Origin of the sequence: Ochrobactrum soli, assembly GCF_003664555.1 — a bacterium.
GTDB lineage: Bacteria > Pseudomonadota > Alphaproteobacteria > Rhizobiales > Rhizobiaceae > Brucella > Brucella teleogrylli.
Genome location: NZ_RCHH01000021.1, coordinates 38,437 through 60,167, shown reverse-complemented (window position 1 = coordinate 60,167; position 21,731 = coordinate 38,437). Strand labels below are relative to the sequence as shown.

Below are 21,731 nucleotides of genomic sequence, written 5' to 3'. Positions count from 1 at the left end.
CATTCAACTGGAATCTGTATGTAACTCAGCGCTTCTTTATTGGAACGCGATCCGGGCAGGAGCGAGATACGCGAAACTCTGACTGGCAATCAGATGGCTGGATATACGGCCATTGTCCGCCCTATGAAGTAAGCGACAACACAATCACCCTCTCTAGACCATGTTTTGGAGTCGCGAAGATGAGAGGGTTAGATCAGGTAACAGTATGAAATACTCGCAGCGCAAATGCGTCCTAAGATTATTGGCTTTTTCCAAGGTTTTGTGCCACGAGGCCAAAAACTATCGTAAATTCGCCGCTTGGCAGGAAAATTGGGCGCACCGGGCTGGAACAGCGAACGCGCCCTGTTAGCTAAGTCGCCTTGCCGATGAAGTCGCAGGCAAAGCGCTCGGCGATGGCCTGAATGGCCGCGTGGATGGGACCAGCGGTCAGGCTCGGCAGAACGGAGCCATCCACGACATAGACGTTATCCAACCCATTCAGCCGCAAATCGGGATCGACCACTGCGGCATCGTCGTTGCCCATACGGCAGGTTCCTGACGGGTGGTGATGCGTGATGGCAGCCTTGGCGATGAAGGCGTCGATATCATCCTCGGTTTCCACCGCTCCGGGGAGAATTTCGTGATCGCGCCATTCATCGAGTTCGGGGCGATGGCCAATTTCCCGCGCTGCCGCGAGGGCAGCCCGAAACAATCGCCGGTCGTTCTCGGTCTGGAGATATTTGGGGTCGATCCTAAGGGGATCGTCCAGACCTGCGCCGGTTATGCGTATTTCACCACGGCTTGTGGGATGCGTAACGCCGAACAGGAAGGAATAGGCGCTGCCCGATGCTGGCGCCGTGAAAAGTTCCGACACAATGGGCGCAACGCCGCATCCGACGACGATTTCGGGCTGGCCGTCCGTCGCAGTGCCATCGGCACGCATATAGGCCATGCTCTCCGAATGTTGCAGACGGGATGGTGCCAGCTTTTGTCTGGTAGCGTAGAGATTGCCTGCGCCAAGCAGGTGATCCATCAGATTGCGGCCCAGCTCAGGCGCTTTGAGACGGCAGGTCACGCCAGCCTCATGCAACACGTCTTCCGGTCCAATGCCCGAACGCATGAGAAGGGCGGGGCCTTCCAGCGAACCCGCTGAAAGGATGATCTTATCGGCAGTGATCGTGGATAGACCTTCCGGGCCGATAATCTCAAGACCAGTGGCACGAGCATTGTCGAAACTGAGATGTCGGGTCTTTGTGCCTGTCAGTATCGTCAGGTTGGGAAGCGCACGCACGCTTGGCGTCAGCCATGCTTCGGCGACCGTTACGCGTCGGCCATCGCGGATCATCAGCGAGTTCGGCGTAACACCCATCATCTGCCCGGTGCTGTGACCGGGAATGCGGGGCAGGCCAAGTGCGGCACCCGCTTCGATGAAGGCGCGGGTCAGGGGGCTGACCTCCTCGTCCGGTATCCATACCGGCATCGGGCCGCCCTTGCCGTGGATACCATCGCCGCCCAGTGCGTGGTCTTCGTTTGCCTTGAAGGCTTTCTGCAAGCCTTCCCAACTCCAGCGCTTATCGCCCGTCGCTTCCGCCCAGGCAGCAAAGTCGGCGGGATGGCCGCGCATATAACCCATGGCATGCAGCAGGCTGGAGCCACCCAACGCCTTGCCGCGTGCCCAAGCGAAACTGCGACCGGCGGCACCCGACTGTGGGACGGTATTATAATCCCAATCATAAGGGCGATGCTGGATCGCGGGCCACATGGCCGGTTTCCAGATATCGGGGTCTGTCGGCTCGCCACCGGCCTCGATCAGCACGACTTGCCGTGCTGGATCTTCGCTCAGCCGTGCGGCGAGAAGGGCGCCAGCAGAGCCAGCGCCGATAATTGCCACGTTGTATTGTGCCATGGCCTTACTTCTGATCCGCAGGAATGACAACGCCTTCCAGTGTCATGACTTCGCCATCGAGAGAGACAGAGCAGTTGCGCAACGGAATATCGAGATGGCATGGCGTATCGCGATCGCCGCCGGCTTCGGTATTTGGACCCGACGACCACAGGAAATTGCCTGCGAACGAGCGCGCATCCATGCCAAGTTGTGCCTCGGGGTTGTAAAGGCCGAGCACCGTCCAGTTGGCGCGGTTTTCCAGGCCCCAGCCGACATGGGCCATGGCATAGGCGCGGGTATCATTGAAGCTGTCCATGAACTTACGCATGAACTCGGCGTCGTAACCACCTTTGATATCGACGATAAAGCCCTTTTCGATGGTCACCGTAATTGGCGCGCGAGCGTATTTTTTGAACGGCAGCAGGATGTCGCCTTCGTCGATGACGATGGTGCCTTCGGCGCTGCCTTCATCCGGCCAGCGAGCCGAAAAGCAGCTCGGCCAGTGGTCCCAGCGGCCCGGCTCATCGGCCAAACCATATTGCGTGAGAACCGGATATTGCCCGAGGCGGCAACGAAAATCCGTGCCGGCTTTCGAGGTCACGTGCATTTCCTTGGCCGCGCCGATCTTCTTGGCGGCAGCGAGAACGCGCAGCTTGTCTTCCGGGCGCGGAATCTGGCGCATCATGATTGCCGGTGGTTCCACCGCCAGCAGCATGCGCGTGCCGGTCTTCAATACTTCTTCCTGTTCCTTGGAAAACAGAAGCTGCAATGTGTCGATGACCATGTCGGACGCCATGAGGCAGGCCAGCGCTGCCGAATTGCCGTCGAGTGGCGTCTTGCCGATATAGCCAGACTTGTCAGGCGAAATCGCTTTTTCGGCATTGACCGGAGCAAGGTTCAGTTCGGTGACAACCGCTCCAAGATCGGAAGCCGCAAGCTTGGCGATATAGGCGATCTGCTTGTTGCTGTCGTCACTCGTCAGAATGGTAACCTGTTCGCCAGCTTTCAGGTTGCACATTTCGAGCACCTGTCTCCAGCCCTTCAGGAACTGAGCGTCGCTGATTGACATGATATGATACCTCCATTGGGCGTCTGCCCGTTTGACATTGTGGCTGCACCAGAGAGCACTCGGCCAGTCCCGATGAAGAATGTGCTCTATCTATTTGTTATTGTGTTTATTCTGGTGCAGCTGGTTCCCACTCTGTCGGGTTGCTAGAGCACATCCCGAAAGTGCGAAGCGGTTTTCGGATAAGATGTGCGACAAAACAAAAGGCTAGAGCGGTTATTACGATTCAACCTCTGCTGGAACAGCTCTAGAGTGCGTTTTGGTTTGCCAGTGTGAAAAAGTTGCGGTTGTAGTGCAGCAGCGGCGATGTTTCAGGTCCGAAGCGAATGGCCTTTACATTGCCGATGAAAATCGAATGGCTGTCCGTCTCGGAAACCGTGACGATCTCGCAATCGAGATTGGCCATGGCGTCATCAAGAGCCGGAGCACCCGTCGCAAGGCTTGTCCAGCGATAGGGCGCAAATTTGTCTTCACCGATATGGCCGATCTGGCCTGCGAAACGCATGGCGACTTCACGCTGGCGGTCGGCGAGAATACTGACGCAGAAGCTGCCCGCCGAGGTGATCGCCTTGTGCGCCTCGCCGAAGCGATTGACACAGACAAGCATGGAAGGCGGCGTCAGCGACATGGAGCAGACGGCAGTTGCCGTCAGGCCGCGCCGTTGATCGCCTTCACCGGCGGTAATGATGTTCACCGTCGCCGCAAGCTGGCGCATGGCGGAGCGAAAATCATCGGTCAGTTGATCGGTGGCTGGTTGGATCATAGGGTGCCTCCTTTTGCAGCAAGCACGGTTTCAAGAAAGAGCGCTGCTGAGGCAAGCCGGTGGTCGGCGCCGCGCGCGCCGACAAGCTGGACGCCGACTGGCAATCCCTTGGGGCCTTTGCCTGCGGGGAGACAGATGAGCGGCACATGCAGGACACTCCACAGCCGGTTGAAAATCGGGTCGCCAGTCGGCGTTCCTTCCGGCGCTTCGCCCGGAGCGGCCAGCGTCAGCACCGCATCGAAACGCGAGAGGATCGCGTCCATCATCAGGCGGATGCCTGGAATTTCGCCCATGGCAGCACGATAGCGGGCTTCATCAACGCGACCCTGATCTTCCATCATGGCCCGGGTAACGGGTGTAAGCCGATCCCAATGGCGGCTGGTCTCGGAGACGAGTGACTGGGTCACTTCCCAGCCCATGACGGCTTCATGCAGGTCGAAAATGCCGTCGAACCAGGACGGAGCGGCCAGCACGGTTACGTCTGCGCCGGATGCTTCCGCGACGGACGCCAGCCGGTTGACGATGTCGATCGCATAGGCTTCCGCTTTTTCGAGACGGGTGCCGAGGAGGACGCCGATGCGAGGGCGCGCCGGTGCTGTGAGGGTGGCCAGTTCGGATTTACCGGTCAGCACTGCGGCGCAATGGGCGGCATCGCCAATGTTGCGGCTGAGAATGCCGAGCGTATCCAGCCCGTGGCAGAGTACCTTGATCCCCGCCGTGTTGATCGCTCCGAAGGTCGGCTTGAAGGCCGTCACGCCGCAAAAGCTTGCAGGGCGAATAACCGAACCGGAAGTCTGTGTGCCATAGGCCAGAGGCACCATGCCAGCGGCAACGGCAGCACAGGAACCTGATGACGATCCGCCCGGCGTATGGGCCGGATTGTGCGGGTTGCGGGTCTTGTTCGGGCTTGCCATGGCAAGTTCCGTGCTAACCGTCTTGCCCAGGATCAAGCCGCCTGCATTGCGGGTGATCTGCACGGCTGGCGCATCCCATGGCGGCTGAAAGCCCTCATAGATGCTTGTGCCATAGCCCGTGGGCATGTCGGCTGTGTCGATGACGTCCTTGACGCCAATCGGGACGCCAGCCAACGCTCCCTTGGCTCGAGATGCATCCATCGCATCGGCGGCAGCGCGCGCCCGCGCGGCATCAAGATGCTGCCACGCCATGACCGGACCGTCTCTGTCCGCAATGCATTCAAGATAGGCTTCTGTGACTGCACGGGTGGTGAGAGCACCGGAGGCTACGGCAGCAGCGATGTCGCGAGCATCAAGGGCAAGGATTTCAGAGTTGTTCATCAAACATTTCCTCAGCCAAATATGGAAGGGCGCCGGTCGATCCACGGAGCGGCGCGTTCAAGCTCCGCAGCCAGCGCGAAAAGCAATGCGTCGTTTCCAAAGGCCGCACCGAGATGGGAGCCAATGGGCAGGCCATGGGTACTCATGCCGAGGGGAACCGACATTGCCGGGCAGCCGGATGTGTTGAAAACGGCAGTGAAGGGCGAATGCGACCAGAACAGATCGTAGAATTCGTCGATGTTTTTGCCCTGACCGGCAAGCTTGCCCAATAGCGGCGCGGTTTCTGCCGCAGCCGGGGTCAGCATGACGTCATATGTGCTGAAGAACCGCCCGAGCGCGCGCGCCGAAGCGTGAAGCTGGTTGACGGCCCACAAATAACGGGTGCCGGGTATTGCCAGCGCTTCGCGGACCCATTGCTGATTGACGGGTTCAAGCTTGGCGATGTTGGCAGAGGCTGCATCACCGCCGCTGACACCCAAAGCCACGTTGACACCAACGATGATGCGCCATGCCGCTTTCAGTGCTTCCGCGTCATAGCCTGCATCTGCAACTTCTTCGACGCTGTGCCCGAGGTCTTCCAGCAACCGCGCGGTGGCGCGCACAGTTTCGACCATTTCTGGATCAATAGGACTGCCGTCTGGTGCAACGACAATCATCGCGACCTTGAGGCGAGGCAGTGTTTTGTCGAGCGCTGCCAGATAGCTGCCCGGCGTGGCTGGAGACGCCCATGGGTCGCCAAGATCGCTGCCGCCTGTCACGTCAAGCATGGCTGCATTGTCTCGCACCGACCAGGTAACGGCGTGTGGTGTGGACATGCCGCCAATGGCTTCAGCGGCAGCAGGACCAACGGGATTGATCAGCCGCGACGGCTTGAACCCGAAAAGACCGCAATGGCTGGCAGGCAGGCGTGTGGAACCCGCACCGTCCGAACTGTTGGCAAGCGACACCATGCCGCTGGCGACAGCCGCAGTCGAGCCGCCGGACGAGCCGCCCGCCGTGCGGTTGATATCCCATGGATTGCGGGTCGGGCCGAAGGCGTCGGATTCTGTGGTGAAGCTGAGCGCAAATTCCGGCGTATTGGACTTGCCGACAATCACCATGCCCGCCGCTTTATAGCGCGCGGTGATGGTGGAATCGCGTTTGCTGACGACATTGCGCAGCAGTTCCGACCCGCTCGACAGGAGCATGCCTTCCGCTTCGAAGCCGGTGTTCTTCAACAGCATCGGAACGCCCGAAAGCGGGCTTTTGGCCAAGCCGTCGGCGACCTGCTTGCGCGCGAGATCGTAATGCGGATGCACGACGGCATTGAGCTGCGGGTTGAGCCGCTCGATCCGTTCGATAGTGGTTTCGAGGACTTCGCTTGCGCTGATCTCTTTGCTGGAGATCAGACCGGCAATCGCGATGCCGTCGAGTTTCGCCAGATCATTCATCGTCTCAACTCATCTGCGCTTTGAAAAGATCGAGGTCCCACATGTCCTTGGTGCCCGCCAGCAGACCGTCCTGGAACTCGAATATATGCAGACCGTCAAGCGCGATCTGGCGTGGTTCAACATTGTCGCCGCGCGGCGTGAAGGTCCCGGTCATGTAATAGGGAACAGCAACCTGATTGCCCGAGCGAATATAGCCGCGCCGTTCCCATGCAACATCGGGCAGCATGCGCCAGAAGCCGGTCAGCCCCTCAGCCAGAGCGGCGTGTCCCTGGCGGCGTTTCGCCATGGCGACTTCCTCGTGCCAGCCATCGGCGTGATAAAGCGAAGCCGCTCCCTCGGCATCGCGCGAAGTGTAAGCGCTATAAAAGCGGTCGATAAGCGAGGACTGGTCCATCGCAATCTCCAACATGTCGCGAAAGAAAAAACCCCGCCCGATTGGCATCAGGCGGGGTCGTCAGAGCTTTACTCGATCCCGGCGATCTTCTTCACCTGGGCGACATAACCGTCGCGCTTGACTTCATTATATAGTCGGGCGCGCAGGGCCGGAGCCGGTGTGGCGTTGACGTTTTCAAACAGTGCAACGCGGCCTGCCAGCGAACCGGAGGTCATGTCCCAGATGAAATTCATCAGCTGTTCCTTGACCATGGCCGATACGCCATGTCCAGGCAGCAGTTCATGCAGGAAGTGGCCGACTTCCGGATTGTCGAACGCCTTCTTGCCAAAACGCATCACCAGACCCTGACCACACAGTTCCTGAAGGATATGGATGATCTTCGGGTAGTTTTCGATAGAATAGAGGCGACCGGCGGTCAGCATGCCGACATCGGGGCGCATGACATCGCCTTCGGTCGGGACAGCCAGCGCTTCGGCAGCGGTGACGAAGGCGCGGAGCGTCTGCGCATATTCGACCAACTGGCCCAGCATCATCTGAACAGCCGGAATTTTGCCGGTGCCGAGATAATCAAGAACCATCTGGCCTGCACCGACGAACAGTTCAGCCTTCACCGCGAGACGGGTGAGGACATGCCAGTGTGCAAAAACGCAGACCGGGCCGTAATAGCTCATCGCCGTCGGATCGCCGAGGTTGAAGAGCCGTTCCTTCGGCACGAAAACATTGTCGAACACGATGAACTGGTCAGCTTCTTCGCCAAGGCTCGACACCGGATGGTCGAACTTGCTCGACAATGGCTGCGAGACCATTTCACGCGAGATCATCTTGATGCCGGGCGTGTCGATTGGCACCGAACCCCAGATGCAGGCATCCGCAGGGGTTTCCTGAATGCCGCCGAGATTGGTGAAGAAAATATCATTGGCCTGAGCCGCAATCGAACCGACAGTCTTGGCGCCATAGATATAGACGCCGTCCTTCGTGACCTTACGCGCCTTCAGGAGCGAGGCTTCGGAAGCCTTGGGCGACGAGCGGTCGGCCTGCGGTCCGGCGAGGCTTTCCGACGCGGTCAGATTGTTGTTCTGACCGTATTCCATGTAGCGTTCGATGTTTTCGGCGAAGTCCGGATCAATGCCGTCGATGAGCGACTTCTTCTTCTTGAAAGTCGGTAGATAGGCATAGAGACCAACAACGATGGACGGCGCGAGATCTGGCGGGCGTCCGAAGGTGCCTGCGGTCTTGAGCGACGTATATTCGATCATGCGGCGGCGGGCAGTTAGGTCTTCCTTGGTGCGTGGAATCTGCCACGAACGGCTCAGAACAGCGCCGGCCTTTTCGTCGTAATAGGTGGTGGCGTCGGCATGTTCTTCAGTGAACTGATCGTCGAACATCGAGGCCAGAAGGTCGATGCCCTTGGCCAGCGCGGGTTCGTCATAGACGGAGTTCAGTTTGGAACCGCCGACCCAGATCTGGCGGTTGTCCTTGAGGGATTCCTTATACTCCGCGCCGGTCTTCAGCCGATGCGGCGTGCTGGCTGGTTTTGTAGCTGTTCCCTGTGTCATTGGGCCTCCTATTTGCAATTGGAATCGCCGGTGTTCCCCGGTTTTATGGAGCGGTTCCGGTTATATAAATCAGGCGCTTTCGGCCTTTTCTTCACGCATTTGCCGGATCACATCCGAAGCAACACGCATCGCGTCGAGCGCGGCAGGCACACCGCAATAAATCGCGGCCTGAAGAATGACCTCAACGATCTCGTTTTCGGTCACGCCATTGTTCAGTGCGCCGCGAACGTGGATCTTGATTTCATGCGGACGGTTCAGCGCCGTCAGCATGGCGAGGTTGAGAAAACTGCGGGTCTTGCGCTCGAGACCGGGGCGGGTCCAGATTTCACCCCAGCACCATTCGGTGACGAGCTTTTGAAGCGGTGCGGTCAGGTCATCGGCATTGGCCAGCGATGGCGCGACATAAGCCTCGCCAAGCACTTCGCGCCGAACCTTCAACCCCTTCTGGAATTGTTCACCGTTGAATTCAGGACGAGTCATACATCTCTCCGTTAAGGTGGCAGTGCGCCAGCTTGTCCCCGTGGTTTTGTCTTTCTTATTGACCCAAGGTTAGACATGCCGGACTTGACCTGTCAATAGATTGTATGACAAGATTACGGTCATACTGTAGGCTAAGATGAAATTGTTCGGCGCATCAACGTCGAATGCGCTTGTGGGGCGGGAGGATCATGGCGGAGCCGATAACGGGATCTGACGGGGAAATAGCGCCCTTCGAGCTTTATGCCTTGCGTTACGCCACCCATGGCGGACGAACGATCAAAGACAATTTTCTGCATGTTTCTGACCCGCATGAGTCGGGAGCTGATCTCGACTATTTCGTTTGGCTCGCCCGGCGCGGTGACGAGGTTTTCGTCATCGATACCGGCTTCGGACAGGATGCTGCCGATGCGCGCGGGCGAACCTTGCTGCGAAAGCCGGTGGATGCGCTGGCATTTCTCGGCGTGGATGCAGACAAAGTGTCCCAGGTCGTGCTGACACATCTCCACTACGATCATGCGGGAACGCTTGGTGATTTTCCGGCAGCGCATTTTCATTTGCAGGTTGATGAGGCGGGACACGCGACCGGTCCCTGCATGTGCGACGCGAAAGCGCGCGCTCCTTTCGATGTTGAAAACATTGTCGCCTATATTCGCAGCCTCTATGCGGGCAGGATTGAATTTCACCGGGGCGACCGGGAACTTTCGCCCGGTTTCTGGCTTCATGCCGTGCCGGGCCACAGCGCCGGTTTGCAGGCGGTTCGCGTCTATACCGCGCGCGGCTGGGTGGTGCTGGCTTCCGATGCGACGCATTTTTACGCCAATATGGAGCGTCGTAATCCGTTTCCCGTGCTCTACGATGAAGCCTCTCTTATTCGCGGCTATGCCCGACTGACCGAACTGGCGCCAAGCCTCGATCACATTGTTCCGGGCCACGATCCGGCAGTTATGCAGGCCTATTCAGCACCTTCGGCTGAACTGGAGGGGATCGTCGTTCGGCTCGACGTTGCGCCAAGTTTGACATGGGAGGAACTGGCGCGATGACGCTTGCAACAGGACGTGGTGTTCTGATTACCGGTTCGGCCCTTGGCCTCGGGCTGGAACTGGCCCGCAGCTTTGCAAAGGCCGGTGATCGTGTGTTTCTCACCGATATTCTGCCCGAAGTGAGTGATGCCGCGACGGCTCTGAGCCGTGAGACAGGCCAGCCGGTCGGCTCATCGGTGGTTGATCTGTCTGAAACCGGTGCAGCCGATCACCTTGCAGCCATTGCAACCGAACAGTTGGGTGGGATCGATATTCTGGTCAACAATGCGGTCATTCGCAAAATGGCGCCGGTGCAGGCGCTGGCCGATTCCGATTGGGACAAGGCGCTGGAGGTCAATCTGTCCGCTCCTTTCCGTCTGATTCGCGCCTGTCTGCCGGGCATGCAGGCACGGGGTTGGGGGCGGATCGTCAATATGGCTTCTGTTTACAGCCTCATCGCGCTTGCCGGTCGTGCGGATTATGTCACCACCAAACACGCAATGGTCGGCCTGACGCGGACGGTCGCGCTGGAACTGGCCTCGACCGCGATCACCTGCAACGCGATCTGTCCCGGACTGATGGCGACCGATTCTGCTCTTGTCCGCATCGAAGAGCTGGCTGCGGAAAAAGGCATCAGCACTGAAGAGGCGACGCGTCTTTTCCTTTCCACCCGTCAGCCGGGTGGCAAATTTATTCCGATAGAGACGGTGACCGCCTTGGCGCTGTTCCTTTGCGGCGCTGCCAGCGAAGGAATCAACGGTGCGGCGATACCGGTGGATAATGGCTGGTCGTTTGCTTGATGGCGCGACCGCGATAACAGGAGAGTGGAATGAGTGAAGTCGGTTTTGTCGGCCTTGGCAATATGGGACGCCCAATGGCGGAGCGCATCATCGGTGCAGGCTACAAGCTTGCCGTGAATGACCGCGCCGAAGCGGCTGTGGCCGCATTGGTAGCCGCAGGGGCTGAAGAGGCTGGCACCATCGGCGAATTGACCGCTCGCGCAGAGACGATCTTCCTGTCTTTGCCCACGCCCGAGGTGGTGATCGCTGTCGGGCGCAGCATTGCGGCCAATCCCGGCATCGTGAAACGCGTCGTCGATTTGTCGACCACCGGGCCGAAAGCCGAGATGGATCTTGCTGAAATATTGTCAGCTGCGGGCATTGCCCTGATCGATAGTCCGGTTTCGGGCGGTGTCGCAGGCGCCAAGAAGGGCACACTTGCGCTTATGGCTGCGGGACCTTCGGCGCATTTTTCGGTCGTGGAGCCGATGCTGCTCGCGCTTGGCAAGGTGATCCGTGTTGCCGAACAGCCGGGCAAGGCGCAGGTGATGAAGCTTATCAACAATATCTGCTCGGCTGCTGCATTGGCGATCACCTCCGAAGCCATGGTGATGGGTGCCAAGGCTGGTCTCGATGCCGATGTCATGATCGAAGTCCTGAATGCCGGTTCCGGGCGAACCTCCGCCAGCGCCGATAAAATACCGCGTTTCGTACTGCCGCGCGGTTTCGATTTTGGCTTTGCAATTGGCTTGTCGCTCAAGGATATCCGTTTATGTCTCGAAGAAGCCGAACGGCTCGGTGTGCCGATGATGGTGGGCAATGCGGTGCGCATGCTCTTCTCGATCACCAAGGCCGATCTCGGTGCGGATGCCGACATGACCGCAATCATTCGCCCGCTTGAAAAATGGGCGGGTGCCGAAGTGCGCGGCAAAGCTGCTGGCGCGTGACATGAAAGGTTTAACCCTCACTCTGGCGGCGTTCGTCCATGCACCGACAGTTTTGCCGGAAGCAGTGCGCGCTGCCGGGCGGCGCTCATTGCTCAATATGGTCGGCACGGCCATAGGCGGCTCGAACGAAGCGGCGATACAAAAGCTGATGGCCATGCTGCCAGCCTTTTCTGGACCGGCGATAGCGAGCATCATTGGCCGCTCGGAGCGTGCCGACATGCTTTGGGCGGCCTATATCAATGCCGCTTCCGCCAATATTTTCGACTTTGACGACACGCATGTGCCGACAGTCATTCATCCATCGGCACCTGTCGCACCAGCCATTCTGGCGCTGGCCGAAGCCATGGCCGGGGAAGGGCGTCCGGTATCTGGCGCCGCGCTGATCGAGGCCTTCGTGCTCGGTGCGGAAGTGACGTGCCGGTTGGGCAATGCGTTGCATCCGGTTCATTATGCACGCGGCTGGCACATCACTTCCACCTGCGGGGCATTTGGTGCCGCATTGGCAGCAGGTCGGCTGCTGGGGCTTTCTCCGTCGCAACTCGTTGATGCGCTGGGTCATGCATTGGCACAGGCATCCGGATCGGTCGAAACACTGGGCACTATGTCCAAAAGCCTTTCCGTAGGGCAGGCTGCACGAGCAGGCCTCATGTCTGCCTTGCTGGCCGCCGACGGATATACCGGCCCGGCGGAGCCGCTGGAGGGTGCGCGCGGCTTTCTGGCTCTGCATTCCGATACGCCGGACTATGATGCGCTGACCGGCGGACTTGGCAGCGATTGGGAAATCCTGAAGAACACATTCAAGCCCTATCCATGCGGTGTGGTGCTCAATCCGGTGATTGAAGCTTGCCTTGAACTGCACGTTGAGGGCGGTCTGCGGGCCGATGCCATTACCGCTGTAACACTGACCGGCCATCCATTGCTGCGCCAGCGCACGGATAGGCCCGGCGTTACCACCGGACGGCTGGCGCAAGTCAGCGCCCAACATGCCGTTGCGGTCAGCTTACTGTGGGGCAAGGCCGATCTGGCGGCTTTCTCCGATGCCGCGGTAGCCGAGTCTGAACTGAAGGCGCTGGGTGAAAAACTGTCCTTCGTCGATGATCCGTCGTTTTCTTTCGAAGCGGTCGAGGTTTGCGTTCTGCTCGAAGATGGGCGCAAACTGGTGCGCAAGATCGATGGCGCCAAGGGCGGGCTGGCTCATCCAATGAGCAACGCTGAACTGGCACGGAAATTCAAGGCGCAGATCGACTGGCGCGGAATTGCAATTGACGACGAGGCGCTGATCGCTGTCCTTGAAGGGATAGAGAATGCCGCCGACGCCACCTCATTTCTCAGCCTGGCGCGAGTCAGATAGAGCATCGAGATAAATGCATAAGCAAGGGAGAGCGAAATGAATGCAGGAAAAATTGCCGACCCGATTTTTACGCTGACCACCGGCCCTGTCGATGCCTATCCGGCTGTATTGCGGGCCTTGTCGCGGCCGGTTCTTTATGATTACGACCCGGCATTTCTTGCGTTCTACGAGGCTGTAAATGCCAAGGTGCAGCGCGTGTTTCACACCAAAACACCGCCGGTTATCCTGCATGGAGAGCCTGTTCTTGGGCTGGAAGCGGCTGCCGCTTCGCTGATCGCCAGAAACGATGTGGTGCTCAATCTCGTTTCGGGCGTCTACGGAAAAGGCTTCGGCTTCTGGGCTGCGCGCTATGCGAAGGAAGTGGTCGAGCTGGAAGTGCCTTATAATGAGGTGCTGACCGCCGAAGCTGTGGCTGATTTCCTCAAAAAACGTCCTGATGTTGCGATTGTGTCGATCTGCCACCACGATACGCCATCCGGCACGGTCAATCCTGTCGCGGAAATCGGCGCGGTCGTTCAGGCTGCTGGCAAATTGTTCATCGTCGATTCCGTATCGGCATTCGGCGGCATGGATGTGCTGCCTGAAACGGCGCATGCCGACATGTTCGTGACCGGTCCGAACAAGTGTCTCGGTTGCCCGCCCGGGCTAACGCTCCTGCATGTCAGCGATGCGGCCTGGGAGAAAATCGCGTCCAATCCCGATGCGCCGACGGCTTCCATCCTGTCGATCATTGATTGGAAACGTGCCCATGAAGCTCACAAGCCTTTCCCTTTCACGCCATCTGTTTCCGAAATCAATGGGCTGGATGCGGCGCTCGACCTCTATCTGGAAGAGGGCGAACAGGCCGTCTGGGCGCGCCATGCCTGGACTGCCAAGGCCTGCCGCGCAGGCATTCAGGCCGCCGGTCTGAAGCTCTGGGCCGCACGGGAAGAGATCGCGTCGCCGACCTGTACCGCTGTGGCGATCCCGGAAGGGGTGGATGAAGCCAAACTGCGGGCGGCGATCCGTGACCGCTATGGAGTTGTCTTTTCGTCTGGGCGCGGTGAAACGCTCGGCAAACTGACCCGCATCGGACATATGGGGCCGACAGCACGTCCGACATATTCGCTCGTCTCGGTTGCCGCCATTGCAAGCGGTCTCAAGGCGGCAGGTGTGCCAAATATCGACGTTGGCGCAGGTGTTGCAGCGGCGATGGCGGTGATTGAAGAGGCACCCGCTTAACGTTCTGCACCTAAAACGGGCAGAGAGAACAAGGGGATGCTTTCAAAAAGTGCAGTTATCGTATAGTAATACGGTAATATGCCCGCTTTTCGCTTATGGGGCGCAAACTTATGGCGATATTGATGAACGGAAAAAACCCACCTATTGATTTCAAAGTGATAAAGGCTGCAGCACCTGTCCGTCATAGCGTTACAGAAAGTATCCGTAACTCTATCGCGATTGGGTATTTCACCGCCGGGCAGCGCATCACGGAACGTGATTTGTGTGAAATGACTGGCGTGAGCCGCACGGCTGTGCGCGAAGCGCTGCGTCAGCTGGAGAGTGAAGGCCTTGTGGAAGTGGTGCCGCATCGCGGTCCCATCGTCGCGCGGCTGAAGCCTGAACAGGCCGAGGGCATCTATCAGGTGCGTATCGAACTGGAAGGTCTTGCCTGCGAACTGTTCGCCCAAAATGCGACCGATGATGACATTGCAGCTCTGAAGGCAGCATTCGAAGTGCTGAAGAACAGCGATAAGATCACCGATCCTCTGGAGCGGCTGACGGCCAAGAACGCTTTCTACGACTGCCTGATCTACGGTGCCCATAATGAGGCGCTGGGCCATACGCTGTCGTCATTGAACGCTCGCGTCATGGTTCTCCGCGCAACTTCGCTCGGCGCGCCGGGCAGAACGCGCGAAAGCCTCACCGAGCTGGAAGAGGTCGTTGGCCATCTGGCAGCCAGACGCGGCAAGGAAGCCCGCAGGGCGGCGGCTTATCACGTCATGAATGCGGGCAAAGTCGCAATCGCCATTCTGCGCAAGCGGCTGGCCGAAGAGGCCAGCGCTTCTTAAACCGGATGTTTGGCGCCGGGATCATATTCCCGGCGTCGCACCACCGTCGACATTGATGACCGTGCCATGCACATAGGCAGCCGCAGGGCTGCATAGAAAGCGCACAACGTCGGCAACTTCATCGGCTTCTCCATAACGCTGGATGCCTTGCGCTTCACGCAGCGCATCGCGTGCTGCATCCAGAGAAATATTCCGTTCCTTCGCCAGCACTTCGATACGACGCAGCAGCCGGTCGGTCACGATATGGCCGGGGCAGAGCGTATTGATCCGCATGCCGGTGCCTTGGGCGCGCTTTGAAATCGCCTTTGTAAAGTTGATCAGGGCTGAGTTGACCGAGCCGCCAATCGTGAAGTCTGGCTCGGGCGTATGCGCGCCGACGCCGGATATATTCACAATGCTGCCTTTGCTCTCGACAAGGGCCGGCCATGCCGCTCGGCAAAAGCGCACGGTGGCATGAAACTTGAGCGCAAAGCCCTCCAGAAAGTCATCATCGCTGAGCGACAGAAAGTCGCCGCGCTTGGTCGCGCCTGCATTGTTGATCAGCGCATCGATCAGTCCGGTGACGGCGAGCGTATCGGCGACAACTTTTTCTGCAGCACCCGGCTGTGAAAGATCGGCGGCAATGACGACGACTTCCGGCGCACCAGCGGCGCGTGCAGCCTCCGCAGTCTCTTCCAGAGCTGCCGCATCACGGGCGCAAAGACCAAGCGCGAACCCGTCTTTTGCCAGTCCGATAGCGGAGGCTTTCCCCAATCCGCGGCTCGCTCCGGTAACAATTGCTGTTCGCATTTTCTCTCTCTTATGAATGCTGATCTGCGGGCGTTATTGAAATTTTCCTTTATATCCAAATGGATGTAAGGATTTCTGCAAATTCACCGCTAGTCGATTTTCAATATTGTATTACGGTATGATCATGCTATCGTATTCTCGCACTGTCAATCGGGGTGAGGTTCATGCGCAGCAGAGATCTTTCGGTGATCTGCGTTTCGGACCCGCTTCGTTCCAAATGGAGGGGTCAGATGCGAGGCTGTAACAGATTGGCAATTCGCCTAATCCAGGGCTTGGTCGAGCGCCGCTATGGGGCGGCGCATCGGGTTGCCTTGACGCCTGCCTCGCAGCGCAGATGCACCGGTTCCGGCGTCACGCCTGCGCGGCGCTCCATCGGAATTTCGGCGCGTGTTGCCCAGTCATCGCCCTTGTGCCCGCACCAGATGCGCTGCACGGCCATCTTGTCGCCGACCGAGTTCAACTGGAAGACATTGCCCGTCTTCACATCGACACCAAAGCTGAATGAACGGCTCGCGCCGGGTGCAACTTCGCCAAGATCGGCGGAGAACCAGTGCGCGAAAGCAGCCGAACATGCCAGTGAAGTCTTTCCACTGTTCTCGACCGTAATGTCGAGCGACTGGCCGCCGATGGCGGCCTGCGCGGTGTTTAATCCAAGAAGTGTTGTAACAAGAAAGGTAAGGTGAATTCGCATTTTTAAAATGTTCTCCCGTTTGTACTTAAGATTCAACCGGAGAGTAAGAAATAGTCAACAAAATTCTACAATAGGGAACGAAAAAATGAAGAAAATGGGAATCAGTACAGTAAGTAAAGCTGTGCTTGCTCTTGCAGTAAGCGGCTGGATGGCCAGTACTGCATTGGCGGAAGATATCAAATCAATTGCTATTCTGGCCCCGGAAATGGGAACCGACATGGGCTGGAACCAACAGGGCGTGGCCGCGGCCAAGGCCGCTGGCGAAGCTGCCGGTGTGAAGGTCGTGGTTGCGGAAAATCTCGGCTATGGCGACGTGCGCCCAACGCTGCGCGAGCTTGCCGAAGATGGCGCCGGTCTGCTGATCGCGCATGCTTCCGGCTACAACACTGCCGGGCCGGAAATCGGCGAGGAAATGAAGGTTCCTGTCGCGATTGTCGACAGCCCGGACAAGCTTTCCGCAGGCAAAGTGGCCGATTATACCGCTGCCGGTAGCGATGGTGCTTATCTCGCCGGTCGTCTCGCCGCCAAGGTCAGCCGCACCAAGGTCGTCGGTATCGTCGTTTCTGGTGAGCCGCCATCGTGGAACAACATGTCGGTTGCTTTTGCCCAGGGCGTGAAGGCTGAAAACCCGGCGGTTGAAGTTCGTTATGCCGTCATTGGACCAGCTGCCTATGCGGACGCCGCAGGCGGCAAGCGCGTGACGGAAACGGTTATCGCTTCCGGCGCGGACGTTATCTTCGGACAGGGCAACGGTTCCAGCTTCGGCATGTTGCAGGCCGTTGAAACCACGCCTGCGACGGATGGCGGCAAGGCCTATTTCATCGACGTCATCGGCGACAAGAGCCCGATCGACAAGGGCTTCCTTCTGTCTTCTGTCATTTGGGATCTGAAACCCGTTTATGCGGCGATGATTCAGGACCTGAAAGATGGCAAATACGGCAGCCATAACTATAATATCAAACTGGATGACGGCAGCCTGCGTCTTCTGAAGACTAAGAACATCCCGGACAATGTGTGGAAGGAGATCGAAGATCTTCAGGCCAAGGTTGTCTCCGGCGAGATCAAGGTTGAGCCGAAGTTCGACGCCGACAGCGTGCATGCGTTGGTGAAAACGGTCGCTTCCAAGTAACCGGCTTGCTCAAGCATCGGCTCAGAAATCGGGCGCGATTTCTGAAAAAGCGATGCATGGATAAAGCAGTGAGAGCGAATTTTGTGCGCCCGAAAGGACGCACGACGCTCGAATACCCGTCTCGTTGCTTCCGCGCATCGTCGTGATCCATCCGGTCGCGACGAGGCGGACTTCCATGAAGGACAGTTTGATGCAGGCGACAACAGAAAAAGTAGTCCCTCTTCCATCACACGCGATAAATTCTCCGGTCAGTGCATCGGGCATGCCCTTTGTCGCTCTGCGCGGCATAACCAAGCGCTTTCCGGGTGTCGTCGCCAATAGTAATGTCAGCACAGATATCTGGCCGGGCGAGGTTCATGTTCTCCTTGGCGAAAACGGTGCGGGTAAATCCACACTTGTCGGCATGCTGTCCGGGCTGCAGCAGCCTGACGATGGTTGGATCGAGGTGGATGGCGCACAGGTCAACATCACATCGCCCCGCCATGCATTGTCGCTGGGGATTGGTACTGTTTTCCAGCATTCCATGCTGGTTCCGAGTTTGACGGTCGTCGACAATTTTACACTGGGCGGCGCATGGTGGCGGAAACCGGATCGCAGCGGCGTTGCGAAGCGTATCAACGAAACGGCAAGCCGCGTGGGATTGCGGGTTGATCCGTTTGCGCTGGTCTCCAGCCTGTCGCTGGGCGAACGGCAGCAGGTGGAAATTCTGCGTGCCTTGATGCGTGGCAGCCGATGCCTGATCCTTGACGAAGCGACAGCCATGCTGACGCCAAACGAGGCCGTGTCGTTGGGGCAACTGATGCGGCGGCTCGTGGCGGAAGGGCTGGCGGTCATATTCATCACCCACAAGCTCAACGAAGCGCTTGCCTATGGCGACCGGATTTCCGTACTGCGCCTCGGCAAGAACGCTGGCGCTATCGCACCGGAAGAGCTGAAATCCCATACCGATGCAGAAAACACAGCCAATATCATCCAGCTCATGTTCGGCAATGCCGCCACGGGTGACGGTGAAACCGCGCCACGTGTCAGCCGCGATTTGGGCGCGACGGTACTGACGGTCGAAAAGCTTAACTCCAGCGCGGGGCGCATTCCGGTTCGCGATGTTTCGCTGACCATCCGTGCTCGGGAAGTACTGGGAATTGCCGGTATCGACGGCAATGGCCAGAAAGAACTCGCGGAAGCGCTTGCAGGCCAAGCGCCGTCCGTCGGAAGCGTTCGCTTGCACGGGACTGAAATCGGCGCGCTTTCGGTGGGTGAGCGCCGTACGGCAGGCTTGCGCTACGTGACGGATGATCGTCTTGGCGAGGGAACGGTGGGCGCTTTCGCGGTCGCCACCAATTTTCTGTTGAAAGACATTGGCGCCGCCCCATTCTGGCGCAAAGGGCTGGAAAAACCTCAACAGATCCGCGCTCAGGCTGCCGAACATGTTCGCAATTTCGATATCCGCACGCCGGATGTCCAGACGCCGGTTGGCACTTTGTCGGGCGGCAATATCCAGAAGGTTCTGCTGGCGCGTGAACTGACAGGCGCAGCCGAAGCGGTGATTTTTGCAAAGCCGACCTATGGGCTCGACGTGAAAAACATTCGGGCCACCCGCCAGCGTATCCGTGATGCCGCAGATGCTGGCAAGGCGGTGTTGCTGATTTCCACCGATCTGGACGAGCTTCTGGAGCTTGCCGACAGAATAGCCGTGATCGACCAGGGCAGAGTGCTCGGTACGGTCCAGAATGAAGCAGGCGCGCGCGATACCATCGGCCGTCTGATGAGTACCGGAGAAGAAGAATGAGCGATCAGCAAGCCGGCACGGCTGGGATGGCTGGACAGATGGCACGTCTGTCTTTTTCCGCGTGGGGCAGAATCCTTGCCGTCAGCGTTGGACCGCTGGTCGCGGCCCTTGTTCTGGGTGGGCTGATCTTGCTCGCCATGGGCGTCAATCCGCTAAGTTATTATGCCTATGTGGTCGAGCGGGGGATTTTATCGCCGTCCGGTCTATCGGCAACGCTGACCCGTATGGGGCCGTTTCTGCTGATCGCGGCAAGCCTGATCGTGGCTTTCCGTGCTGGCATCTGGAATCTTGGCGGCGACGGGCAGTTTCTGTTCGCTGCGGTGATTGTCGCGGCTACCACACCGCTTTTGCACACGGCCGGATTGCCGATCTGGCTCAACCTTGCTGTCGGTCTGCTAATTGGTCTGGCGGTTGGGGCGGTCTGGGGCCTGTTGCCTGCAATGCTGAAGGCGTGGCATGGCATCAATGAAATCATCACTACTTTGATGATGAGCTTCCTTGGCGTTTCGCTGGCCAATGTGCTGGTGAAGCTCGCTTTTCTCGATCCGGCGACCACGACCCCGCAAACGCGCACGCTTCCGGTGGATGCGCGCTTGCCGAAGCTGTTCGATACGACCATTTCATCGGGCCTGATCATCGGCCTCGTCGTTATCATCGCCATGCATCTGATGATGACGAAAACCTCGTTTGGCATGAAATTACGGCTGGTCGGGGCCAATCCGCGCGCCGCCGTTCATGCCGGTCTATCGGTTCCGAAGCTGACCATCGCCGTCTTTGCCATTTCGGCAGGCCTTGCCGGGCTGTCCGGCGCGGTGGATATTCTGGGCACGCAAGGCAATGTCCGCGCGGACTGGAACCCGGCCTACAGCCTAACGGTGGTGCCGCTGGTTTTCCTCGCGCGGCTCAACGGCTTTGGCTCCATCGCTTATGTCTTCCTGTTTTCCGCCCTCACAATCGGCGGGGAAAGTGCAGCGCGTCGGCTTGGTGTCCCAAGTTTCTTCTCGCTCGTCATCGTGGCGTTGTTGCTGATCACCTTGGCGCTGGCGGAATATTTTGACAAGAATCGCCGTTACCGGGCGAAGGTCTGAGGAGGAGAAAACATGGCGCTTTTTACGGATAGTTTCATCATCACGCTGTTCCTAGGTGCAATCGCTGCGGGTACACCACTTTTGCTAGCCGGGCTTGGCGAGCAATTGTCGGAAAAGGCAGGCGTCCTGAATATCGGGCTCGAAGGCATGATATTGGTCGGTGCCTATGCCGGTTTTCTGGTGGCATGGACCACCGGCAGCATGGGGCTCGGCTTCGTCGGCGGCATGGCGGCTGGCGCGTTCATCGCATCCTTCATGGTGCTGTTTTGCGTGCGGCTCGGCCTCAATCAGATCGTCATCGGTATTGCCCTGACGCTCGCTGTGCAAGGTCTGACCGCACTCCTGCATTTCGTGCAGTTTTCGCAAACATACCCACGTCTGGACGGTGCTCCGAAATGGCCGATCTGGCCTCTGTCTGAAGTTCCCGTGCTGGGACCAATCCTGTTCAACCATAATCCGGTTGTTTATGTGGCGGTCATTCTGGTCGCGGTTTTCGCCTGGATTTACCGGATGACGCATCTCGGCACAGCCCTGCAGGCGGCGGGCGATAAACCGGCGGCACTTGATGCAACCGGTGTGGATATTGTCCGCACGCGAAGTATTGCCGTACTGATAACCGGTGCATTGGCCGGTCTTGGCGGAGCCTTCATGTCGGTCACAGTTGCGGGCGTGTTCATTCCGTTCATGAGCCATGGCAACGGCTTCATCGCCATCGTTCTTGCTATGCTTGCGCGCGGCAGGCCGTTATGGGTATTGGGCGGCGCATTACTGTTCGGTGTCAGCCTATCGATGGCAACGGCGTTACAGGTTGCCGGCGTCAATGTGCCTACAGACGTGATCCAGATGTTGCCATTTGCCATGGTGATGTTGGTATTGTTGATCGCTGGCCGCAAGGCAAGCTTGCCGCAAGCACTTGGTGAAAGCTTCGTGCGTGGAGCACGTTAGTCTCTGCATGTGCGATGGCCACCACGTTCTGCTTTCTGAGAATATGTGTCATCGTTCTATTAAACCTTTGGCATCGGATTATAGTGACATGTAATAGCAAGAGATAACGATGACACTGCTTTAGATCGAAGGCGACTGGGGTAATAAAGTAGGGCCACCAGTTGTGCTGAATTGAGCCAATGCAAAAGTGTACGAAGCGTAGCACTTACCACTCATCATATAAGAATCAATTTTTTGCCTAGGCCGACGCACCCGCTAATGTTCTTGTTCGCGCGAGGCCCCGATCGTGGTCGACAGATTATGACTGG

The 21,731-nt window shown here is 58.4% G+C and carries 21 protein-coding genes; 10 read left to right on the top strand and 11 right to left on the bottom strand.

Features of this window, described 5'->3' with window-relative positions; translation table 11 throughout:
- Positions 1-349: 349 nt before the first annotated feature.
- The 8 genes from D8666_RS21690 to D8666_RS21655 form a co-directional block, all read right to left on the bottom strand.
- Positions 350-1,885 carry a GMC family oxidoreductase gene (locus D8666_RS21690; RefSeq protein ID WP_121539392.1) on the bottom strand — a complete coding sequence of 512 codons (1,536 nt, stop codon included), beginning with the start codon at positions 1,883-1,885 and terminating at the stop codon, positions 350-352.
- A gap of 4 nt (positions 1,886-1,889) precedes the next feature.
- Complete coding sequence (locus D8666_RS21685) at positions 1,890-2,933, bottom strand: 2,5-dihydroxypyridine 5,6-dioxygenase NicX family protein (RefSeq protein ID WP_121539391.1); 1,044 nt, start codon at positions 2,931-2,933, stop codon at positions 1,890-1,892.
- Between the two features lie 244 nt (positions 2,934-3,177).
- On the bottom strand, positions 3,178-3,693 hold the full coding sequence (locus D8666_RS21680) for a flavin reductase family protein (RefSeq protein WP_121539390.1): 516 nt from the start codon (positions 3,691-3,693) through the stop codon (positions 3,178-3,180).
- Entirely contained in the window at positions 3,690-4,988 is a 1,299-nt protein-coding gene (locus D8666_RS21675) for an amidase (protein ID WP_121539389.1), read from the bottom strand. The genes D8666_RS21680 and D8666_RS21675 overlap by 4 nt, the downstream gene beginning before the upstream one ends.
- Before the next feature lie 11 nt (positions 4,989-4,999).
- A complete protein-coding gene (locus D8666_RS21670; protein WP_121539388.1) occupies positions 5,000-6,418 on the bottom strand; it encodes an amidase in 1,419 nt (472 codons plus the stop codon).
- Between the two features lie 4 nt (positions 6,419-6,422).
- Positions 6,423-6,812 carry a nuclear transport factor 2 family protein gene (locus D8666_RS21665; RefSeq protein WP_167836156.1) on the bottom strand — a complete coding sequence of 130 codons (390 nt, stop codon included), beginning with the start codon at positions 6,810-6,812 and terminating at the stop codon, positions 6,423-6,425.
- A gap of 68 nt (positions 6,813-6,880) precedes the next feature.
- The gene (locus tag D8666_RS21660; RefSeq protein ID WP_121539386.1) at positions 6,881-8,368 is read right to left on the bottom strand and encodes a 4-hydroxyphenylacetate 3-hydroxylase N-terminal domain-containing protein; all 1,488 of its coding nucleotides are present in this window, start codon (positions 8,366-8,368) and stop codon (positions 6,881-6,883) included.
- Positions 8,369-8,437: 69 nt separating this feature from the next.
- Positions 8,438-8,848 carry a carboxymuconolactone decarboxylase family protein gene (locus tag D8666_RS21655; protein WP_121539385.1) on the bottom strand — a complete coding sequence of 137 codons (411 nt, stop codon included), beginning with the start codon at positions 8,846-8,848 and terminating at the stop codon, positions 8,438-8,440.
- A gap of 188 nt (positions 8,849-9,036) precedes the next feature.
- Between D8666_RS21655 and D8666_RS21650 the strand changes: the two genes are divergently transcribed.
- The 6 genes from D8666_RS21650 to D8666_RS21625 all read left to right on the top strand — a co-directional run bounded on the left by D8666_RS21650 (position 9,037) and on the right by D8666_RS21625 (position 14,995).
- On the top strand, positions 9,037-9,888 hold the full coding sequence (locus D8666_RS21650; RefSeq protein WP_121539384.1) for an N-acyl homoserine lactonase family protein: 852 nt from the start codon (positions 9,037-9,039) through the stop codon (positions 9,886-9,888).
- Complete coding sequence (locus tag D8666_RS21645) at positions 9,885-10,667, top strand: SDR family oxidoreductase (RefSeq protein ID WP_167836155.1); 783 nt, start codon at positions 9,885-9,887, stop codon at positions 10,665-10,667. The genes D8666_RS21650 and D8666_RS21645 overlap by 4 nt, the downstream gene beginning before the upstream one ends.
- Before the next feature lie 29 nt (positions 10,668-10,696).
- Positions 10,697-11,593, top strand: coding sequence for an NAD(P)-dependent oxidoreductase (locus D8666_RS21640; RefSeq protein ID WP_121539382.1), 897 nt, complete (start codon positions 10,697-10,699; stop codon positions 11,591-11,593).
- Position 11,594: 1 nt separating this feature from the next.
- The gene (locus tag D8666_RS21635; RefSeq protein ID WP_121539397.1) at positions 11,595-12,944 is read left to right on the top strand and encodes an MmgE/PrpD family protein; all 1,350 of its coding nucleotides are present in this window, start codon (positions 11,595-11,597) and stop codon (positions 12,942-12,944) included.
- A 36-nt stretch (positions 12,945-12,980) separates the two neighbouring features.
- The gene (ppaT, locus tag D8666_RS21630; protein ID WP_121539381.1) at positions 12,981-14,165 is read left to right on the top strand and encodes a pyridoxamine--pyruvate transaminase; all 1,185 of its coding nucleotides are present in this window, start codon (positions 12,981-12,983) and stop codon (positions 14,163-14,165) included.
- A gap of 95 nt (positions 14,166-14,260) precedes the next feature.
- On the top strand, positions 14,261-14,995 hold the full coding sequence (locus D8666_RS21625; protein ID WP_121539380.1) for a GntR family transcriptional regulator: 735 nt from the start codon (positions 14,261-14,263) through the stop codon (positions 14,993-14,995).
- A 21-nt stretch (positions 14,996-15,016) separates the two neighbouring features.
- Here D8666_RS21625 and D8666_RS21620 read toward each other — a convergent pair whose 3' ends face one another.
- Entirely contained in the window at positions 15,017-15,784 is a 768-nt protein-coding gene (locus D8666_RS21620) for an SDR family oxidoreductase (protein ID WP_121539379.1), read from the bottom strand.
- Between the two features lie 286 nt (positions 15,785-16,070).
- Positions 16,071-16,475: a hypothetical protein gene (locus D8666_RS21615; protein WP_121539378.1), complete on the bottom strand. Its 405-nt coding sequence runs from the start codon at positions 16,473-16,475 to the stop codon at positions 16,071-16,073.
- Positions 16,476-16,560: 85 nt separating this feature from the next.
- Between D8666_RS21615 and D8666_RS21610 the strand changes: the two genes are divergently transcribed.
- On the top strand, positions 16,561-17,604 hold the full coding sequence (locus tag D8666_RS21610) for a putative B6 ABC transporter substrate-binding protein (protein WP_121539377.1): 1,044 nt from the start codon (positions 16,561-16,563) through the stop codon (positions 17,602-17,604).
- A 21-nt stretch (positions 17,605-17,625) separates the two neighbouring features.
- Here D8666_RS21610 and D8666_RS21605 read toward each other — a convergent pair whose 3' ends face one another.
- On the bottom strand, positions 17,626-17,868 hold the full coding sequence (locus D8666_RS21605; protein ID WP_121539376.1) for a hypothetical protein: 243 nt from the start codon (positions 17,866-17,868) through the stop codon (positions 17,626-17,628).
- Here D8666_RS21605 and D8666_RS21600 point away from each other — a divergent pair.
- The 3 genes from D8666_RS21600 to D8666_RS21590 are packed head-to-tail and all read left to right on the top strand — an operon-like array spanning position 17,867 to position 21,423.
- Positions 17,867-19,390 (top strand): putative B6 ABC transporter ATP-binding protein, encoded by a 1,524-nt coding sequence (locus D8666_RS21600; RefSeq protein ID WP_121539375.1) that lies wholly within the window; start codon positions 17,867-17,869, stop codon positions 19,388-19,390. The genes D8666_RS21605 and D8666_RS21600 overlap by 2 nt on opposite strands.
- Positions 19,387-20,478, top strand: coding sequence for a putative B6 ABC transporter permease subunit 2 (locus tag D8666_RS21595; protein WP_121539374.1), 1,092 nt, complete (start codon positions 19,387-19,389; stop codon positions 20,476-20,478). The genes D8666_RS21600 and D8666_RS21595 overlap by 4 nt, the downstream gene beginning before the upstream one ends.
- A gap of 12 nt (positions 20,479-20,490) precedes the next feature.
- The gene (locus D8666_RS21590; protein WP_121539373.1) at positions 20,491-21,423 is read left to right on the top strand and encodes a putative B6 ABC transporter permease subunit 1; all 933 of its coding nucleotides are present in this window, start codon (positions 20,491-20,493) and stop codon (positions 21,421-21,423) included.
- The last annotated feature ends 308 nt before the right edge of the window (positions 21,424-21,731 follow it).

Excerpts from the sequence above, each read along its gene's own strand:
- D8666_RS21590 (WP_121539373.1), top strand. The coding sequence starts at position 20,491 with ATGGCGCTTTTTACGGATAGTTTCATCATCACGCTGTTCCTAGGTGCA.
- D8666_RS21685 (WP_121539391.1), bottom strand. The coding sequence starts at position 2,933 with ATGTCAATCAGCGACGCTCAGTTCCTGAAGGGCTGGAGACAGGTGCTC.
- D8666_RS21620 (WP_121539379.1), bottom strand. The coding sequence starts at position 15,784 with ATGCGAACAGCAATTGTTACCGGAGCGAGCCGCGGATTGGGGAAAGCC.
- D8666_RS21670 (WP_121539388.1), bottom strand. The coding sequence starts at position 6,418 with ATGAATGATCTGGCGAAACTCGACGGCATCGCGATTGCCGGTCTGATC.
- D8666_RS21635 (WP_121539397.1), top strand. The coding sequence starts at position 11,595 with ATGAAAGGTTTAACCCTCACTCTGGCGGCGTTCGTCCATGCACCGACA.
- D8666_RS21600 (WP_121539375.1), top strand. The coding sequence starts at position 17,867 with ATGCCCTTTGTCGCTCTGCGCGGCATAACCAAGCGCTTTCCGGGTGTC.
- D8666_RS21655 (WP_121539385.1), bottom strand. The coding sequence starts at position 8,848 with ATGACTCGTCCTGAATTCAACGGTGAACAATTCCAGAAGGGGTTGAAG.
- D8666_RS21680 (WP_121539390.1), bottom strand. The coding sequence starts at position 3,693 with ATGATCCAACCAGCCACCGATCAACTGACCGATGATTTTCGCTCCGCC.
- D8666_RS21605 (WP_121539376.1), bottom strand. The coding sequence starts at position 17,868 with ATGCCCGATGCACTGACCGGAGAATTTATCGCGTGTGATGGAAGAGGG.
- D8666_RS21675 (WP_121539389.1), bottom strand. The coding sequence starts at position 4,988 with ATGAACAACTCTGAAATCCTTGCCCTTGATGCTCGCGACATCGCTGCT.
- D8666_RS21665 (WP_167836156.1), bottom strand. The coding sequence starts at position 6,812 with ATGGACCAGTCCTCGCTTATCGACCGCTTTTATAGCGCTTACACTTCG.
- ppaT (WP_121539381.1), top strand. The coding sequence starts at position 12,981 with ATGAATGCAGGAAAAATTGCCGACCCGATTTTTACGCTGACCACCGGC.
- D8666_RS21640 (WP_121539382.1), top strand. The coding sequence starts at position 10,697 with ATGAGTGAAGTCGGTTTTGTCGGCCTTGGCAATATGGGACGCCCAATG.
- D8666_RS21690 (WP_121539392.1), bottom strand. The coding sequence starts at position 1,885 with ATGGCACAATACAACGTGGCAATTATCGGCGCTGGCTCTGCTGGCGCC.
- D8666_RS21660 (WP_121539386.1), bottom strand. The coding sequence starts at position 8,368 with ATGACACAGGGAACAGCTACAAAACCAGCCAGCACGCCGCATCGGCTG.
- D8666_RS21645 (WP_167836155.1), top strand. The coding sequence starts at position 9,885 with ATGACGCTTGCAACAGGACGTGGTGTTCTGATTACCGGTTCGGCCCTT.
- D8666_RS21610 (WP_121539377.1), top strand. The coding sequence starts at position 16,561 with ATGAAGAAAATGGGAATCAGTACAGTAAGTAAAGCTGTGCTTGCTCTT.
- D8666_RS21615 (WP_121539378.1), bottom strand. The coding sequence starts at position 16,475 with ATGCGAATTCACCTTACCTTTCTTGTTACAACACTTCTTGGATTAAAC.
- D8666_RS21625 (WP_121539380.1), top strand. The coding sequence starts at position 14,261 with ATGGGGCGCAAACTTATGGCGATATTGATGAACGGAAAAAACCCACCT.
- D8666_RS21650 (WP_121539384.1), top strand. The coding sequence starts at position 9,037 with ATGGCGGAGCCGATAACGGGATCTGACGGGGAAATAGCGCCCTTCGAG.
- D8666_RS21595 (WP_121539374.1), top strand. The coding sequence starts at position 19,387 with ATGAGCGATCAGCAAGCCGGCACGGCTGGGATGGCTGGACAGATGGCA.